This is a genomic window from Micromonospora sp. WMMD1155 (assembly GCF_029581275.1).
In the GTDB taxonomy this organism is placed as follows: Bacteria; Actinomycetota; Actinomycetes; order Mycobacteriales; family Micromonosporaceae; genus Micromonospora.
Window position 1 is genome coordinate 7,091,196 of sequence record NZ_CP120742.1, and the last position, 17,045, is coordinate 7,108,240.

The window sequence follows — 17,045 nt, forward strand, 5'->3', positions numbered from 1 at the left end:
CGTTGACTCCGCGCCGGGAAAGCGCAACGCTGCGGAAGCGCTCCCATCGTCGAGCTTCTATCTATCGAGAGGAAAGCTCGTGCGTCCCATCACCGCTCTGCTCCCGGTCGTGCTCGCCACGACCCTCGGCGGTCTGGTCCTGCCGGAGCCCGCCCTGGCCGCGGTCGGCCCGGCGCTGGCCGTGGACACCACCGCCGCCCGGCACCAGATCAGCCCGTACATCTACGGCATGAACTTCGCCGACGAGGCTCTGGCCCGCGACCTGCGGCTGCCGGTGCACCGCTACGGGGGCAACGCCACCACCCGTTACAACTTCCGTGCCGACACCACCAACCGCGCGTCGGACTGGTACTTCGAGAACATCCCCAACGACAACCCGAACCCGGACGATCTCCCGGACGGCTCGGAGAGCGACCGGTTCGTGCAAGAAAACAAGGCCACCGGCGCGGCAACGGTCATGACGATGCCGATGCTCGGTTGGATCGCCAAGGACCGGTCGCGGGCGTGTGGTTTCAGTGTCGCCAAGTACGGCCCGCAGGAGTCCACCGACCAGTGGGCCCCGGACTGCGGCAACGGCAAGAAGCCGGACGGGTCGCTGGTCACCGGCAACGACCCGACGGACACCAGCGTCGCCGTCGGCCCGGAGTACGCCACCGACTTCGTCAACCACCTCAAGGGGCGGTTCGGCGCCGCCGCCGACGGCGGGGTCCAGTTCTACAACCTGGACAACGAGCCGGACCTGTGGCACGCCACCCACCGCGACGTCCGCCCGACCGGGCTGGGCTACGACGAGCTACGCGACCGCACCTACGAGTACGCCGCCGCGATCAAGGCCGCCGACCCGGGCGCGAAGACTCTCGGTCCCGTCGGCTGGGGCCTGAACTCCATCATCTTCTCGGGCCTCGACCAGGACACCTGCTCGCGTACCGGCTGCTGGTCGAACCCGCCGGACAAGGCCGCGCACGGCGGCCAGGACCTCGGCCCGTGGTACCTGGACCGGATGCGCGAGTACGAGCAGCAGCACGGTACCCGCATCCTCGACTACTTCGACGTCCACCTCTACCCGCAGCAGTCCGGCGTGCTCGGCGAGGCGGCCGGCGACGCCGACACCCAGGCGCTGCGGCTGCGCTCGACCCGCCAGCTCTGGGACCCGACCTACGTGGACGAGAGCTGGATCAACCAGCCGGTCCGCTACATCCCGCGCCTGCGCGAGCTGGTCGACCAGCACTACCCGGGCACGAAGATCGCGATGACCGAGTACAACTGGGGCGGCTTCGGGTCGCTCAACGGCGCGCTCGCCCAGGCGGACGTCCTCGGCATCTTCGGCCGTGAGGGGCTCGACCTGGCCGCCCTCTGGACCGCGCCGACGGCCGACCAGCCGGTGGCCAACGCCTTCCGCGTCTACCGCAACTACGACGGCTCCGGCGGCGCGTTCGGCGATACCTCCGTCCAGGCGACCAGCGCCGACCAGGGCAGGCTGGCCGTGTACGCCGCCGAGCGCAGCGCCGACAAGGCGCTCACAGTGGTCGTGGTGAACAAGACCGGCGACGACCTGACCAGTTCGGTCGCGCTCACCGGTGCGTCCGCCAGCACCGCCCAGGTCTACCGCTACAGCGGGGCCAACCTCGCCGGGGTCGTCCGGGAGGCCGACCAGCCGGTGACCGCCGGCGGCCTCACGACCACCTTCCCGGCCAACTCGATCACCCACCTGGTGCTGCCGCGCGGCACCACGCCTGGCGACACCCAGGCACCGACAGTCCCGGGTAGGCCGACCGCCGGCACGATCACCGGCGACAGCATCGCGCTGACCTGGGCACCGTCCACCGACGACACCGCCGTCACCGGGTACGACGTGCACCGGGTCGACGCCACCGGCACCGTGAAGGTGGGCACCGCCACCGGCACCACGTACACCGTGACGGGGTTGACGCCGGACACCCCGTACACCTTCGCGGTGACCGCCCGGGACGCGGCGGGCAACGTCTCGGCGGCCTCGCCCGGCCTGAGCGTGCGGACCGCGCCCACCGCGCCGACCGGCGGCTGCACTGTCGGCTACACGGCGAACAGTTGGCCGGGCGGCTTCACCGCAACCGTGACGATCAAGAACACCGGCACCACAGCGATCGACGGCTGGAAACTCGCCTTCGACTTCCCCACCACCGGCCAGACGGTCGGCCAGGGCTGGTCGGCCACCTGGAGACAGAACGAAACGACCGTCACCGCCGACAGCATGAGTTGGAACGGCAGACTCGCCCCCGGCGCGTCCACCGGCATCGGCTTCAACGGCACGTGGAGCGGCACCAACCCGGCGCCGACCGTCTTCACCCTCGACGGCCAACGCTGCGGGTGACCTGAGAGACGCCTGATCCGTCCCACACTGGCGGAGGGGCCGGGGCGCAGTGGCGCCTCGGCCCCCTCTCGCTCTCGATCGGCGGTCCGGTTGCGGCAGTGCGACCCGCCTCGTCGCTGATCTGCCGAACGTGCGCCGTGGGCGCGGGCCAGGGATCGATCCGGGTTACTCCTGCGGCGCGATCAGCCGGTCGTCGTCGGCGTCGCGGACGGTGATCGCCTCCACCGGGCACGAGTCGGCGGCGTCGATGACGACCTCGTCCGGCGCGACCACCTCGGCCCGCGGCGCGGACAGGCCGTCGACAAGACGGAAGTGCTCAGGCGCGGTGCCGGCGCAGATGCTCGTGCCGATGCAGCGGCGCGCGTCCACCCCGATCCGCCAGGCGGCACTCACCAGGCAACCGGCATGCCGAGCAGGCCCCGCACCAGCATGCCCCGCTTCCACCGCAGCTCGGCTTCCGGCACGGCGAGCCGCAATCCGGGTAGGCGGGTCACGATGGTGGCGACGGCGACCTGCAACTCCATGCGGGCCAGCTGCGCGCCGACGCAGTGGTGTACGCCGTGCCCGAAGCCCAGGTGCGGGTTCTGCTCGCGGTCGAAATCCAGCCGATCCGGGTCAGCGAAGACCGTGCCGTCCCGATTCGCCGACGACAGTGAGCCGAGAACCGGCTCACCGGCGCGGACCAGCACCCCGCCGACCTCGACGTCCTCCTTGGCGTACCGGGCGAAGGAGGAGCCGACACCGAGCGGAACGTACCGCAGCAGTTCCTCGACCGCGGCGGGCACCAGCGACGGGTCGGCCCGCAGCCGGGCGAGCTGGTCCGGGTTGTGCAGCAGGACGTAGACGAAGTTGGGGATCTGGGTGACGGTGGTCTCGTGGCCCGCCGCGAGCAGCCCCCCGGCCAGCTCCACCAGCTCGGTCTCGCTGAGCCGATCCTGATTCTCGTCGCGGGCCCGCACCAGCGCGCCGAGCAGGTCGTCGATCTCCGGCTCGCGGCGGCGCTCGGCGACCAGGCCGCCCATGTAGCTCCAGAGGTTGGTCAGGTACTCCTGGATCGTCTCCGTGGGCAGGGAGGTGGTCGAGACGATCGCCTCGGACCAGATGTGGAAGCGGTCGCGGTCGGCGTACGGGACCCCGAGCAGCTCGCAGATCACCTGGATCGGCAGCGGCGTGGCGACGTGCTCCACCAGGTCGGCCGGTGGACCGAGCCGGACCATGTCGTCGACCAGCGCGTCGGCGATCTCCTGGGTTCGGGGGCGCAGCGCCTCCACCCGCCGTGCCGTGAACGCCTTCGCCACCAACCGACGCAGCCGGGTGTGATCGGGCGGGTCCATGGTCAGCATGCCGCTGTCCTGCTGGCGTGCGGTGAGCCTGGGCTCGTCGCGCTGGACGGCCGGGGCGCGGCCGAACCGCACGTCGCCGAGGACGGCACGGACGTCCTCGTAGCGGGTGGCGAGCCACGCCTCCTCGCCGTAGGGGAGCTTCACCCGGGTCATCGGCTCGTGCTCGCGCAGTTCGCCGTAGGTCGGATCGACGACGAGGCGGTCGGGCACACTGAACGGGTACGCCCGCGCGGGCGGAACGGCTCGGCTCTCGGTGGTCTGCGCGATCTCCGTCATCCGGATTCCCTTCGTCGAGACGGCGTGATCCTCAGGCCGGCAGCACGGTCGTGGCGGCGCCGGATTGCCAGCGTCCGAGCGCTCGCAGACAACACACATCGACGCTCAGTGATGTGTCGACATCGGATCGTAGCCAGAGATGTCGATGATCGCCATGGAGGTCGGTCGTCGCCCGTCGATGCCGCATCCGCTTCGTCCGCCGGACCTGACCGATCAGGCATGGCCGGACGGGGCCTGCCCCTCAGCCGCCGACGGCCCTATCGTCGGTCCATGGCCGAGGGCACGCGGGTTCTGGAGGGCAAGGCAGCCGTGGTCACCGGCGGCTCGCGGGGCATCGGCCGGGCGGTGGTGCAGCGGCTGGCCCGCGACGGCGCGACCGTCGTCTTCGGCTGGCGCAGCAACGCCGAGGCCGCCGCCGAGGTGGAGACATCGGTCGCGGCCGCCGGTGGCGTCGCCCACGGGGTACGCGCCGACCTCGCCGAGCCGGGCGGGGTGACCGCTCTCCTCGCGCGGGCCGAGACCCACCTGGCCGGCCTGGACCTGCTGGTCAACAACGCCGCGGCCCAGCACACGCCGGCGCTCCTGGTCGACCTGCCCGAGGAGGAGTACGACAGGCTGATGGCGGTCAACGCCCGCGCGGTGTTCCTGGCGCTGCGGCACGCCGCCCGGCACATGCGCGACGGCGGTCGCGTCGTCAACCTGTCCACGATCAACACGGTCATGCCGGGGCCGGGCATCGCCGCCTACGCGGCCAGCAAGGGCGCGGTGGAGCAACTGTCCGCCGTGGCCTCCCGGGAGCTGGCGGCGCGGGGCATCACCGTCAACACCGTGTCGCCGGGTGCCACCGACACCGACCTGCTGCACGCGACGAACAGCGCGCAGAGCGTGGAGATCGCCGCGCGGGTCACCCCGCTGGGTCGGCTCGGTCAGCCGGCCGACGTGGCCGACGTGGTCTCGTTCCTCTGCGGCCCGGACGCCCGCTGGGTCACCGGGCAGAACATCCACGCCGCCGGTGGGTTGGGCTGAACGGCCCTCAAGGTGCCTGCAGGAACGGCAGCACCAACCCCAGCAGCAGGTCGGGCCGCGCCAGCAGCCCGGCGTGCGAGGTGCCGGGCAGCACCGCGAGCTGCGACGGCGGCAGGCCCACCAGATCACCGGGTACGCCGCCGCCGCGCAGCCGGAACATCCGTACCGCGTGTTCGGGTGTCACCAGGTCGGCGTCGCCGACCACCACGAGCGTGGGCGCGGCCAGGGCGCGGACCTCGTCGGAGGTCAGGTCGGTCATGCCGGTCTCCAGTGCGGTGGTCCGCTCGACCAGCGCCGCGAACCCCGACGGGTCGGGGGCGACGGCGGCGTACGCCCGCTCGAACGGTGACCCCGCCAGCATGGCCGGCGTGAGCCGGGCGACGCCGTCGAGCACGCCCGGGTGGAAGCCGTCGCGGTCGAAGGCATGACCCACGAAGACCAGCCTGCGGACCAGGTCGGGTCGGCGCGCCGCGAGGTGCAGCGCGACGCCGGCGCCGAGGTCGTAGCCGAGCACGTCGAGCGGCCCCGTCCCCAGGTGGTCGAGGACGGCAGCGGTGTCGTCGGCCATCGACTCCAGCGTCAGCGGGCGGTCCGCGGCGCGGGTGCGGCCGTGCCCCTGCTGTTCCACGGCGAGCACCCGGCGGCTCTTCGCCAGCTCGGGCAGCACGGTGGCGAAGGACGTCTCGATGGTGGCCAGCGCGCCGTGCAGCAGCAGGAGCGGGTCACCCTCGCCGTGCTCCTCGTAGTAGACGTCGAGGCCCCCGGCCGGCGCATAACCCATGCCTCCATGGTGCACACAGCCGATCACGGGCGGTAGCTGCCCAACTGGCTACACCGAACGCAGTCGCCGAAGGATCCCATGGACCACGGCAAATGTCCGTGTCGATACTTCTGGGCATGACCGACAGCATCCCGACCACCACGGCCCCGCCGGCCGACGTGGCCGCCACGATACGGGCGTTCCTGGCCGAGGTGGTCGGCGATGCCCCGGAGCCGGACGAGGACATCTTCGCCCGCGGCACCGTCACGTCCCTGTTCGCGCTCCAGCTCATCGCCTTCGTGGAGAACACCTTCGGCATCGAGGTCGAGCCCGAGGACCTGGACTTCGCGAACTTCCGGACCGTCGACGCGGTCACCGCCTTCGTCGACGGCAAGCGTGCCGCCACGAGTCGCGGCTGAGCGGGGACGCCATGGACACCGACGCCGCCGTCGTGGCCGAGGCCACCGACTTCGCCGACACGGTACGCTCCGATGCCGCCCGCTGGGACCGGGAGGGCGCGCTGCCCGCCTCCGTGGTGGCGGCGGCGGGCACGGCCGGACTGCTCGCCCGGGACCTGCCCCACCGTTACGGCGGCGCGAGTGCGTCGCCGGCCGCGCTGGGCGAGGCCACCGCCCGGATCGGTGCGGTGTGCTCCTCGCTGCGGGCGCTGCTCACCGTGCAGGGCATGGTCTCCGCCGCACTCGCCCGCTGGGGCTCGGTCGACCAGCGGGAGCGGTGGTTGCCGGCACTGGCCGCCGGTGCGCGGGTAGCCGGCTTCGCCGCCACCGAGGAGGGCGCCGGCACCGAGCTGTCCGCCTTGACCACCAGCATCGAGCCGGTCGGCGACGCGGTGCGGGTCACCGGGCACAAACGGTGGGTGACCTTCGGTGCCACCGCCGACCTGCTGCTCGTGATCGGACGCCTCGGTGGGGCACCGGCCGCGGTGCTGGTCGAGGGCGACCGGCCGGGCCTGCGCCGGGAGCCCGTGCGCGGCCAGCTCGGCCTCCGGGCGGCCCAGGTGGCCCACCTCGACCTGGACGGTGTCCGGGTCCCCCGCTCGCACCTCGTCGCACCCGCCGGGTTCGGGTTGTCCCATGTCGCCGGCACCGCGCTCGACCACGGCCGCTACACCGTGGCGTGGGGCTGCGTCGGGATGGCGCGGGCCTGCCAACGGGCCGCCACCGGGCACGCCGTGGACCGCACCCAGGGAGAGGTGCGCCTCGCCGACCACCAACTGGTCCGCGCCGTACTCGGCCGGGGACACGTCGCGGTCACCGCCGCCGAACAGCTCTGCAAGCACGCGGCGCAGCTGCGCGCCGCCCGCGACCCGGACGCCGTGGCCGCCACCGTCCTGGCGAAGTACGCCGCCTCCCGCGCCGCCGCACAGGTCAGCCGGGACGCCGTACAGGTGCACGGCGCAGCCGGTTGCGACCCGGACAGCCTGGTGGGCCGGTTCCTCCGCGACGCCACCGTCATGCGGATCATCGAGGGCTCCGACGAGGTCAGCGAGCTGCACCTCGCCGACCACGCCATCCGCGCCCACCGGCGCCGCAGCACCGCGGCGCCGACCCCACCGGCACCCGTGGCGGTGCTGTCGTGACGGCCCCGGTCTGGCTCGGCCCGGTCAGCGTCCACCACCCGCCGGAGGCGGTGGCGGTGGCGGAGCTGCCGGAGGTGGCGGCGCTGCCCGCCGCGCGCCGGGACCACGTACTGTCCCTCGGCATCGACGAGGTCCGCTGCCTGCGCGACCACCGCGGCCGGGCGGGACCGGGGGCCGAGGTCGACCTGGCCGCCGCCGCGGCACACCAGGCGCTGGCCCGCGCCGACCTGGCGGCCGACGACCTGGACGCGCTGATCCTCGTACAGGGCCGCGCGCCGCAGTACCTGCTGGCGTCCGAGGCGACCCGGTTGCAGGCCCGCATCGGGGCGACCCGGGCGGCCACGCTCAGCGTCGGCGACCTGGGCTGCGTGTCGGTGTCCGCCGCGATCGACGTGGGCGTGGCGCTGCTGCGGGGGCGGCCGGCCTGGCGGCATGTGCTGGTGGCCATGGGCGCCGTCGCCGCCACCGCGGAACGCTACCGGCCGCCGATGACCGTCCTCGGTGACGCCGGCGCGGCCGTGCTGCTCGGTCGGGAGACGGGTCGGTGGGGCTGGATCGACCACCGGCTGCGCAGCGACGGCACCTACGCCGACCTGTTCCACATCGACTACCGGGACGTCCCGTCCAACCGGTGGCGGGAGACCTGCTCCGACGAGCTGACCTACTCGTTCCGGCTGGCGATGGAGAGCCGCAACCGGCTGCGCGACCTCAACCGGGAGGTCCTCGCGACCCGGGACCTCACCCCGGACCGCCTGGACGCGGTACTCATGCAGAACCTCTCCCGCGGGGCGTTCGCGTTCTGGCAGGGCGCCCTGGACGTCAAGATCGGCGACGCCTGCCCGGCCAACCTGGCCCGCTACGGCCACCTCGGCCCGATCGACGTGCTCGCCAACCTGGACGACACCGCCGCCGACGTACCACCGGGAGGCCACGTCCTGGTGATGAACAGCAGCCCGGTCGCGGCCTGGAGCAGCGCCCTGCTGGTGCGCGGGACGGGCGGGCGATGAACCAGACGGTGAAGTGCCTGGTGTGGGACCTCGACGACACGCTGTGGGGCGGCGTCGTCCTGGAGGGCGACGCGCCGGCGCCGTTCCCGGCGGCGGTACGCACCCTGCACACCCTCGACGAGCGGGGCATCCTGCACGCCGTCGCCAGCCGCGGCCACCACGACACCGCCGCCGCCCACCTCGACGCGGTGGGACTGGCCGACATGTTCTGCGCCGTCGAGGTCGGCTGGGGCGACAAGTCGGCGGCGGTACGGCGGATCGCCGGAACCCTCGGCATCGGCCCGGACACCCTCGCGTTCGTCGACAACGACCCGGTGGAGCGGGCCGAGGTGGCCCACACCCTGCCGCAGGTGCGCTGCTACGACGCCGTGCAGGTCGGCGAGTTGCCCACCCGCGCCGAGTTCCAGCCGCCGTTCGTCACCGACGAGTCGCGGCGGCGCCGGGGGATGTACCAGGCCGAGCACCGACGCGCCGCCGCCGAGAAGGACTGGGACCAGCCGGACACCGACTTCCTGGCGAGCCTCGACCTGGTGCTGACCCTCCGCAGCGCCGGCGAGGACGACCTGGCCCGCGCCCACGAGCTGACCGTCCGCACCCACCAGCTCAACAGCACCGGCATCACGTACGGCATGGCCGAGTTGCGGGCGCTGTGCCACGACGACGGCTACCAGGTGACCGTCGCCGAACTGTCCGACCGCTTCGGCTCCTACGGCACGATCGGGTTGGCGGTCACCCGGCTCACCGACACCGAGTCGGTGCTGGAGCTGCTGCTGATGTCGTGTCGGGTGGTCTCCCGGGGCGTCGGGGCGGTGCTGCTCGACCACCTGGTGCGTACCGCGCTCGCCGCCGGCCGCCGCCCGGTCGCCGAGCTGGTGCCCACGCCGGTCAACCGGATCATGCTGGTGACGCTGCGCTTCGGCGGCTTCGAGATCGTCCGGCGGGACGCGGACCGGATGCTGCTCGCCGCCGACCCGGCCCGGCTGCCCCCGGCCCGGCCCGGCCACGTGCACGTCGACGACCGGACGGGCGTGCCCCGATGACGCCGTTGGTGGTGGAGATCCTCGCCCACGCGAGCGAGACCCCGGAGACGCCGGCGGTGGTCGTGGGGAACGAGGTGCTGAGCTACGGTGCGCTCGCCGACGCCGTCGATCACCTGTCGATGCGCCTGGTCGCCGCGGGGGTGCTGCCCGGCACCGTGGCGGCCGTCCACCTCGAACAGTCGACCGCCACCGTGGTCGCCATGCTGGCCGCCGCACGGGTGGGCGCCGCGTGGTCGGTGGTGGAGCCGGGGCAGCCGGCGGGGCGGTTGGCGGCGGTGGTGCGCGACACCGACTGCCGGGTGCTGGTGCACGCCGGCAGCCGCCCGGCCTGCGCGGACACCCTGGCCCACCTCGACGTCCGTGACCTGGTGGCCGCGCCGGCGGTGCCGCTGCCGCCGACGTTGCCGCTGGACCTGCCCGCGTACGTCATCCACACGTCCGGCTCGACCGGCCGGCCGAAGGGTGTGGTCGTCGGGCACGCCCACCTGGACGCGGCGATCCGCTGCCGCGGTGTGCTCTACGGCGCCGACCCGCCGACGTTCCTGTCCGCCCTGCGCCTGTCCTTCGACGGAAGCCTGGGCGCCACCCTGTGGACGCTGCGCCGGGGCGGCACTGTGGTGCTGCCCGACGAGGAGCGGATGGCCGACCCCGGTGCCGTCGCCGCGCTCGCCGCCACCCACGCCACGACCCACCTCATCTGTGTGCCGTCCTACTACCGGCTGCTCCTCGACCACGCCGCGCTGCTGCCGCCCACACTGCGGCACGTGAGCGTCGGCGGGGAACGGTGCGACGCCGCCCTCGTGCGTCGGCACCGCCGGCTGCTGCCGGAGACCGAACTGGTCAACGAGTACGGGCCGACCGAGGCGATCATCTCGTGCACCTTCCAACGGGTGGCACCGACGCACCGCCACGGCGAGGTGCCGATCGGCGGCCCGCTGCCCGGGGCGACGGTGCACGTCCTCGACGCCGCGCTGCGCGAGCAGCCGCCCGGTCGGGTCGGCGAGCTGTACGTCGGCGGCCCGTTCCTGGCGCAGGGCTACGCCGGGCAGCCGTCGCGCACCGCCGAGCGGTTCGTCGCCGACCCGTTCGCCGCCGCGCCGGGCGCCCGGCTCTACCGCACCGGGGACTTGGCCGCGTGCCGCGCCGACGGCGCCCTGGAGTTCCGGGGACGAGCCGACGAGCAGGTCAAGGTACGCGGGCACCGGGTCGAGCCGGCCGAGGTGGCCGAGGTGGTGACTGCCCACCCCGCGGTACGCCGGGCCGCCGTGCTGCTCGACCCGCTGGTGTCGGAGCCGGTGCTCGTCGCGTACCTGGTCTGCGACGGCCCGCCCCCGTCGCCGGTGGTGCTGCGGGCGCTGTGCCGTGAGTCGCTGCCGTCCGCCGCCGTGCCGGCGCGGTTCGTGGTGGTGCCCGCGATGCCGCTGACCGTCAACGGCAAGCTCGACCGGGACGCCCTGGCGCGGCTCGGCGCCGCACGCGAGGAGGACCGGGTGGACGCGCCGACCGACCACGACTGGACCGGGCTGCAACGCGCGGTGGCCGACATCTGGGCCGAAGTGCTGGGGCACCGGGGCTGCGGCCTGGACGACGACTTCTTCGACGCCGGCGGCACCTCACTCAAGGTGGTCGACCTGCACAAGCGCCTGGACCGCCGGTGGTCCCGGGCGATCCGGGTGGGTGAGCTGTTCGACGTCAAGACGATCGCGGCGCAGGCCGCGGTGATCGCCGAACGGGCGGACCCAGCCACCGCCGACCGCAGCGGACCGGCACCCGCCACCGCGCTCAGCTTCGAAGTGTGACCCGGAAGGGAGAACGATGGGTCAGCCGGGAGAGGACATCGCCGTCATCGGCGTCGCCGTGCGGTTTCCGCAGGCCGACGACCTCGACGCGTTCCGCGCCAACCTGCGCGCCGGTCGGGACAGCGTACGGCCGATGCCCGCGCTGCGGATGCGGACCACCAACGTCGAACCCGACGTCCGGCACGCCGAGCTGGGCTACCTGGACCGGATCGACCTCTTCGACCATAGATTCTTCGGCCTGTCCCGCCGGGAGGCGGAGCTGATCGACCCGCAGCACCGGATCGCCCTGCACCTGACGCAGGGCGCGGTGGAGGACGCCGGCCTGGCCCCGTCGAGCCTGCGGGACAGCAGGACGGCCGTGGTGTTCAGCTCGCCGAGCGCCGACTACGGCGCGCTGGTCGGCGAGACCGGCACGCTGGCCATGCTCGGCACCGTGCCCTGCGCGCTGCCGTCCCGGGTCGCCCACCTGTTCGGCCTGGTCGGCCCCACCTACGGCGTGGACACCGGGTGCAACGGCTCGCTCGTCGCCGTGCACCACGCCTGCCGCGAGCTGCGGGCCGGCGACGCGGACCTCGCGCTGGCCGGTGGGGTCGCGGTGCGCTCCCTGCACCCACCCGCCGACGACAGCGGCGCGTTCCAGGCCATCATCTCCCCGCAGGCCCGATGCCGGGCCTTCGACGCCGCCGCCGACGGCACCGCGGCCGGCGAGGGCGGCGCTGTCCTGCTGCTCAGCACGCTGTCCCGGGCACGAGCCGAGGGCCTGCCGGTGCACGCCGTCATCCGGGGCACGGCGATCGGCCACAACGGACACCGGTCCGCCACGATCAGTACGCCGAGCGCCCTCGCCCACGCCGACGTCATCGGCCGGGCCTGGCGGGCGGCCGGTCTGGACCTCTCCGCGGCGGGTTACCTGGAGGCGCACGGTTCCGGCACCCGGCTCGGCGACGCCGTGGAGATCGAAGGGCTCGGCCTGGCCGGTCGCCGGGCCGGTACCCGGCGCGCAGCGGCGCTGCCCATCGGTTCGGTGAAGACCGCCATCGGTCACCTCGACCACGCGGCCGGTGTCGCCGGCCTGGTGCGGGCGATCCTGAGCGTGCGCCACGGCGAGCTGTACCCGTCCCTGCACTACCGCTCCCCCGCCGACGGCGTCGACCCGGAGGCGGCGGGGGTGCGGGTGGTGACCGCGCTGGAACAGTGGCCGGGCAGCGGTGAGCAGCCGCGCCGGGCCGGGGTCAGCTCCTTCAGCCTGGGTGGCATCGTCGCGCACTGCGTGGTCGAGCAGGCACCCGAGCCACCCACCGACGATGACGGCGCGGCGCGGCTGCTGCCGATCTCCGCCCGTACCCCCGACGACCTGGTGCGGACCTGCACCCGGGTCGCGGTCGCCCTGCGGCCCGGGTCGGCCCGCCTCGCCGACGTGGCCGCCACCCTGGGCGCGGGCCGTGACCACCACCCGGTACGACTCGCGGTGGTGGCCACCGACACCCGGACGGCCGCGACCGCCCTGGCCGCCGAGGCGACCTGGCGCCGCAGCGCCGACCCGGAGGACGCGGGAGCGCAGAGCGCGACGGACGCGGGCAGCACACCACGGGTGGTGCTGCTGTTCTCCGGGGACGCCGAGGTGCCGGCCGACGCCACGGTCGCCCCGCTGCCGACGTCCCTGCCGCTGCGCGGACCCCGCGCCGACACGGTGGCCTGGCAGCTCGACGCCCACCGCAGGATGGTGGCCGCCGGGGTGCCGGTGCACGGCATGCTCAGCTCCGGCGCGGCCCGTTACGCCGTGCGTTGGCTGCGTGACGAGCTGACGCCCGAGGACACCGTCGAGCTGACCGACCGCGAGTCCTTCCCCGTCGCCGACCCGCAGCGGCTGCGGCACGCCGTCGCCGAGGTGCTCCACGACGGCCCGGTCGTCGTCGTGGAGCTGGGTCTCCGAGGCGAACTCGGCGACGCGCTCACCGACCCGGCGGCCCCCGGCGGACCGCGCGACGTGCTGCGGTTGCCGCCCGGCTCGGACGGGCTGCTGCGCCTGCTCGGCGCGCTCTACTCCGCCGGGGTCGACCTCGACTGGGCCGCGCTGGCCGACGTGCCGGCCGGTCCACCGGCACGCCGGATCCACCTGCCCGGCACCCCGCTGCGCGGGGAACGCTGCTGGCCGCTGCCACTGGGCGAGATCATCCGCCTCGGCCCGACCGCGGCGTCCGAGCCGGACCTCGACCACGCGCGTTCCGAGACCGACGAGCCGACCGATGCCGCCGGTCCTCCGCCGACAGTCGCAGCCCTGGCCGAGGCGGCGGTCGTCCCGGCGGCTGCCGAGCCGCCACCGATCCCGGATCCGGTCACTCCGGTCCCGGCGGACACCGCCGAGCCGGACGCCGGGCGGCCGGCGACCGCCGAGCACGGCACCACCGTCGCGGCGCACCACACCGGCACCACCAGCACCGCAGCCGAGCCGGCCTCCCCTGCCGAGCCCGCCACCATCGGCGAACCCGCCGGGCCACCGGTCGGGCCGTGGCTGCGGGAGGCACTGCGAGCGCTGCTGCACGCCGACGACGTACCGGCGGACGCCGACTACTTCGCGCTCGGCGGCAACTCGGTGATCGCCCTGCAACTGATCGACCGGGTCGCCGAGACCTACGACGTCGGCCTCGGCCTCATCGACATCTACGACCACCCCCGGGTACAGGACCTCGCCAGCGTGATCGCCGAACGCGCCGGCGCGGTCGACCCCGAACCCGCCGACCCCGGACCGGACACACCCGGCCGGCAAGGGCCCGACCCCGCCGAGCCCGAGGCCGTGGTGCCCAGGGCCGCAGTGCCCGAGGTCGCCGGACCCGGGGCCGAGGTGCCCGAGGCCGCAGTGCCCGGGGCCGCCGCCCCCGTCGCCCGGTCGACGGCACGCGGGTTGCCACCGATCGTGCCCGGCGACGACCTGGTGGTCTCGTTCGGTCAGGAACGGATGTGGTTCCACCACCAGCTGGACCCGGGCACTACCCTCTACAACCTGCCGGCACCGGCCCGCGTACGCGGCCCACTCGACGCCGAGGCGCTGCGCCTGGCCTGGGAGGATCTCGCGGCACGCCACGAGGTGCTGCGCTCCAACTTCGTCACCGACGACGGCCGACCGCGCCTGGTGGTCCGTCCCGCCCTGGGCGACTTCTTCACCGTGGTCGACGTCTCCGACGCACCCGACCCGGAGGCGGCGGCCCGGGAGATCCTGCACACCGAGCAGCGACACGTCTTCGACATCGCCGCCGACCCGCTGGTCCGGGTCGTACTGGTCCGGCTCGCCCCCGACGACCACCTGAGCATCACGCTCATGCACCACGCGGTGAACGACGGCTGGGCCCCGGCCGTGCTCTCCGCCGAACTGGCCGGCCACCTGGCCGCCCGTACCCGGGGCGAGCGGCAGGAGCTGCCGGCGCTGCCCATCCAGTTCCGCGACTACGCCCGGTGGCAGCGTGAGCTGCTGACCGGCCCGGCACTGGACGCGGAGCTGGACTACTGGCGGCGGAAGCTGCACGACCCGCCGGTGCTCGACCTGCCCACCGATCACCCCCGGCCGGCCCGCCGCGACCACTCGGGCGACCACCACAGCTTCATCGTGCCGGAGCAGGTCACCGAGGCGCTGCGGGAACTGGGCCGGGCGGAGACCGCGACGCTGTTCACCGTCGTGCTCTCCGGCCTGTACGTGCTGCTCGGCCACTACAGCGGCCAGGACGACGTGGTGGTGGGCACCCCGACGATCGGTCGTACCCGCCCGGAGCTGTGGCAGTTGATCGGCTTCTTCAACAACACCATCGCGCTACGGGCCGACCTGTCCGGTGAGCCGACCTTCCGCGACCTGGTCCGCCAGGTGCGCGGGACGGTGCTGACCGGTCTGGAGCACCAGGAGATGCCCTTCGACCGGGTGGTCAAGGCGGTCGCCGGGCCGCGCGACCCGTCGCGCAGCCCACTGTTCGACGTGATGTACGTCCACCAGACCCTGCCGCCGACGGTCTCGCGGGACATCGGGCGGGGCAACGTGCTCGGCGGCGGCGACCGGGAGGACCCGTTCCCCGGCCTGCCGCCCGGCACCGCCAAGTTCGACCTCAGCCTGGTGCTCGGCGAGCACGCCGAGATGCGGGACCTGGTGGGCATCCTGGAGTACAGCACCCAACTCTTCGAACACTCCACGGTGGTGGGGATGGCCGAGCTGTTCCTGGCACTGCTGCGGACGCTCGCGGCCGACCCGGACCGGCCGGTGCGGGAGGTGGCCGCCGCCGTCACGGCAGCCCGGCCCGGATCACCTGCGCCGGTCGTCGAGGAGCCCGGCTCCGGTGCCGACGTCGCGTACTGGCGGCAGGTGCTCGCCCACGCGCCGGTCGTGGAGCTGCCGACCGACCGGCCGCGCCCGACCGGCGGGGACACCGCCACCGCCGCGCACCGGTTCGGCGTGCCCGCCGACGTGGTGGCGGCGGCCGGGGGCGACCCGGTGACCGCGCTGCTGGGCGCGTACCTCGCCGTGGTCGCGGCGCGGGCCGGCACCGACGACGTGGTGGTGGGCGCGGCGCTGGACGCGGGGCAGGGGTCACAGCCCGCCGCGATCCGCGTGGACCTCTCCGACGAACCCGCCTGGGGCGACCTGCTGGCCCGGGTCGACGCGACGCTCGCCGGGGCGCGCCGGCACCTCGGCGTACCGGTCGACGCGCTGGCGCGGGCACTGGACCTGCCGCCGCTGCCGGGCCGCCACCCGCTGTTCGACCTGTGGTTCGGGCCGGTGGACGCCCCGACCGTGGCGCACCCGTACGACCTGGCGCTGACCGTGCGGCCGGACGGCGACGGCGTGGCCGCGAGCCTGACCTACCGCACCGCGCTCTTCGACCCGGACACCGTGGCGGCGCTGGCCGACGAACTGGTCGGCGTGTTGCGGGCGGCGGCGGCCGAGCCGGACCGGGCGGCGCTCGACCTGTGGTTGCCGGCGGTGACCGGATGACCGGGAAGGAAGCGGAGATGACGATCGGTGTGGTCGGGGCCGGCACCATGGGTGTCGGCGTGGCCCAGTGCGCCGCCCAGGCGGGGCACGACGTGGTGGTGGTCGAGCCCGACCCGGCAGCCCGGGAGCGGGGGCCGCAACGGCTGCGTGAGGGCGTACGCCTGCTGCGGTTGACCCGGCCGACGGCGCCGGTCGGGCCGACCGGGACGGTGTGGTGGGCCGCCTCGATCGACGCCCTCGCCGCCGCCGACTTCGTGGTGGAGTGCGTCGTCGAGCGGGTCGACGTGAAGCGGGTGGTGCTGTCCACCCTGGACGCGATCTGCCCGGCCCGGACGGTGCTGGCGTCCTGCACGTCCGCGATACCGGTCGCCCGGCTGGCGGCGTTCACCCGCCGCGCCGACCGGGTGCTCGCCATGCACTTCATGAATCCGGCACCCCTGAAGGACGCCGTGGAGGTGGTCCGCGGTGCGGACACCAGCCCGGAGACGCTCGACCGCGCCCGGGCGCTCCTCGACGGCATGGGCAAGCGCGCGATCGTGGTCAACGACGGGCCGGGCTTCGTCACCAACCGGGTGCTGATGCTGACCGTCAACGAGGCCGCGACCGTCGTCGGGCAGGGCACGGCCGACGCCGCGACCGTCGACGACGTGTTCACCAGCTGCTTCGGCCATCCGCTGGGCCCGCTCGCCACCGCCGACCTGATCGGCCTGGACACCGTCCTCGACTCGCTGGTGGTGCTGCGCGAGCACACCGGCGACGACCGGTTCACGCCGAGCGCGCTGCTGACCGAGCTGGTCGACGCCGGGCACCTCGGGCGTAAGGCCGGCCGCGGCTTCCACCACTACGCCCACACCCGCGTCCTCTAGAGGGAG

12 protein-coding genes are annotated in these 17,045 nt (G+C 74.2%); 9 read left to right on the top strand and 3 right to left on the bottom strand.

Annotated features, from left to right (window positions below; all coding sequences use genetic code 11):
- The first annotated feature begins 79 nt into the window (after positions 1-79).
- Positions 80-2,350 (top strand): glycoside hydrolase family 44 protein, encoded by a 2,271-nt coding sequence (locus O7617_RS32455; protein ID WP_282260411.1) that lies wholly within the window; start codon positions 80-82, stop codon positions 2,348-2,350.
- Positions 2,351-2,515: 165 nt separating this feature from the next.
- Here the strand turns inward: O7617_RS32455 and O7617_RS32460 are convergent, their stop codons facing one another.
- Both O7617_RS32460 and O7617_RS32465 read right to left on the bottom strand, forming a co-directional pair.
- The gene (locus O7617_RS32460; RefSeq protein WP_282260413.1) at positions 2,516-2,743 is read right to left on the bottom strand and encodes a ferredoxin; all 228 of its coding nucleotides are present in this window, start codon (positions 2,741-2,743) and stop codon (positions 2,516-2,518) included.
- The gene (locus O7617_RS32465) at positions 2,740-3,969 is read right to left on the bottom strand and encodes a cytochrome P450 (RefSeq protein ID WP_282260414.1); all 1,230 of its coding nucleotides are present in this window, start codon (positions 3,967-3,969) and stop codon (positions 2,740-2,742) included. Before O7617_RS32465 ends, O7617_RS32460 begins: the two co-directional genes overlap by 4 nt.
- A gap of 270 nt (positions 3,970-4,239) precedes the next feature.
- Between O7617_RS32465 and O7617_RS32470 the strand changes: the two genes are divergently transcribed.
- Positions 4,240-4,995 (top strand): SDR family oxidoreductase, encoded by a 756-nt coding sequence (locus O7617_RS32470; protein WP_282260415.1) that lies wholly within the window; start codon positions 4,240-4,242, stop codon positions 4,993-4,995.
- A 7-nt stretch (positions 4,996-5,002) separates the two neighbouring features.
- Here O7617_RS32470 and O7617_RS32475 read toward each other — a convergent pair whose 3' ends face one another.
- Entirely contained in the window at positions 5,003-5,776 is a 774-nt protein-coding gene (locus O7617_RS32475; protein WP_282260416.1) for an alpha/beta fold hydrolase, read from the bottom strand.
- A gap of 116 nt (positions 5,777-5,892) precedes the next feature.
- On the opposite strand from O7617_RS32475, the gene O7617_RS32480 reads away from it, so the two are divergent.
- Genes O7617_RS32480 through O7617_RS32510 form a run of 7 tightly spaced genes read left to right on the top strand, consistent with a single transcriptional unit; the run spans position 5,893 to position 17,039 of the window.
- Positions 5,893-6,174, top strand: coding sequence for an acyl carrier protein (locus tag O7617_RS32480; RefSeq protein ID WP_282260417.1), 282 nt, complete (start codon positions 5,893-5,895; stop codon positions 6,172-6,174).
- 11 nt (positions 6,175-6,185) lie between these two features.
- Complete coding sequence (locus O7617_RS32485; RefSeq protein ID WP_282260418.1) at positions 6,186-7,355, top strand: acyl-CoA dehydrogenase family protein; 1,170 nt, start codon at positions 6,186-6,188, stop codon at positions 7,353-7,355.
- A complete protein-coding gene (locus tag O7617_RS32490) occupies positions 7,352-8,362 on the top strand; it encodes a hypothetical protein (RefSeq protein WP_282260419.1) in 1,011 nt (336 codons plus the stop codon). Before O7617_RS32485 ends, O7617_RS32490 begins: the two co-directional genes overlap by 4 nt.
- A complete protein-coding gene (locus O7617_RS32495; RefSeq protein ID WP_282260420.1) occupies positions 8,359-9,402 on the top strand; it encodes an HAD-IIIC family phosphatase in 1,044 nt (347 codons plus the stop codon). The genes O7617_RS32490 and O7617_RS32495 overlap by 4 nt, the downstream gene beginning before the upstream one ends.
- Positions 9,399-11,201: a non-ribosomal peptide synthetase gene (locus tag O7617_RS32500; protein ID WP_282260421.1), complete on the top strand. Its 1,803-nt coding sequence runs from the start codon at positions 9,399-9,401 to the stop codon at positions 11,199-11,201. The genes O7617_RS32495 and O7617_RS32500 overlap by 4 nt, the downstream gene beginning before the upstream one ends.
- Positions 11,202-11,217: 16 nt before the next feature.
- A complete protein-coding gene (locus O7617_RS32505) occupies positions 11,218-16,173 on the top strand; it encodes a condensation domain-containing protein (protein ID WP_282260423.1) in 4,956 nt (1,651 codons plus the stop codon).
- A complete protein-coding gene (locus tag O7617_RS32510; RefSeq protein ID WP_282260425.1) occupies positions 16,170-17,039 on the top strand; it encodes a 3-hydroxyacyl-CoA dehydrogenase family protein in 870 nt (289 codons plus the stop codon). Before O7617_RS32505 ends, O7617_RS32510 begins: the two co-directional genes overlap by 4 nt.
- Positions 17,040-17,045: the final 6 nt, after the last annotated feature.

What these genes read in the sequence shown, in the direction of transcription:
- O7617_RS32465 (WP_282260414.1), bottom strand. Translation starts at nt 3,969, where the DNA reads ATGACGGAGATCGCGCAGACCACCGAGAGCCGAGCCGTTCCGCCCGCG.
- O7617_RS32470 (WP_282260415.1), top strand. Translation starts at nt 4,240, where the DNA reads ATGGCCGAGGGCACGCGGGTTCTGGAGGGCAAGGCAGCCGTGGTCACC.
- O7617_RS32475 (WP_282260416.1), bottom strand. Translation starts at nt 5,776, where the DNA reads ATGGGTTATGCGCCGGCCGGGGGCCTCGACGTCTACTACGAGGAGCAC.
- O7617_RS32480 (WP_282260417.1), top strand. Translation starts at nt 5,893, where the DNA reads ATGACCGACAGCATCCCGACCACCACGGCCCCGCCGGCCGACGTGGCC.
- O7617_RS32485 (WP_282260418.1), top strand. Translation starts at nt 6,186, where the DNA reads ATGGACACCGACGCCGCCGTCGTGGCCGAGGCCACCGACTTCGCCGAC.
- O7617_RS32495 (WP_282260420.1), top strand. Translation starts at nt 8,359, where the DNA reads ATGAACCAGACGGTGAAGTGCCTGGTGTGGGACCTCGACGACACGCTG.
- O7617_RS32500 (WP_282260421.1), top strand. Translation starts at nt 9,399, where the DNA reads ATGACGCCGTTGGTGGTGGAGATCCTCGCCCACGCGAGCGAGACCCCG.
- O7617_RS32505 (WP_282260423.1), top strand. Translation starts at nt 11,218, where the DNA reads ATGGGTCAGCCGGGAGAGGACATCGCCGTCATCGGCGTCGCCGTGCGG.
- O7617_RS32510 (WP_282260425.1), top strand. Translation starts at nt 16,170, where the DNA reads ATGACCGGGAAGGAAGCGGAGATGACGATCGGTGTGGTCGGGGCCGGC.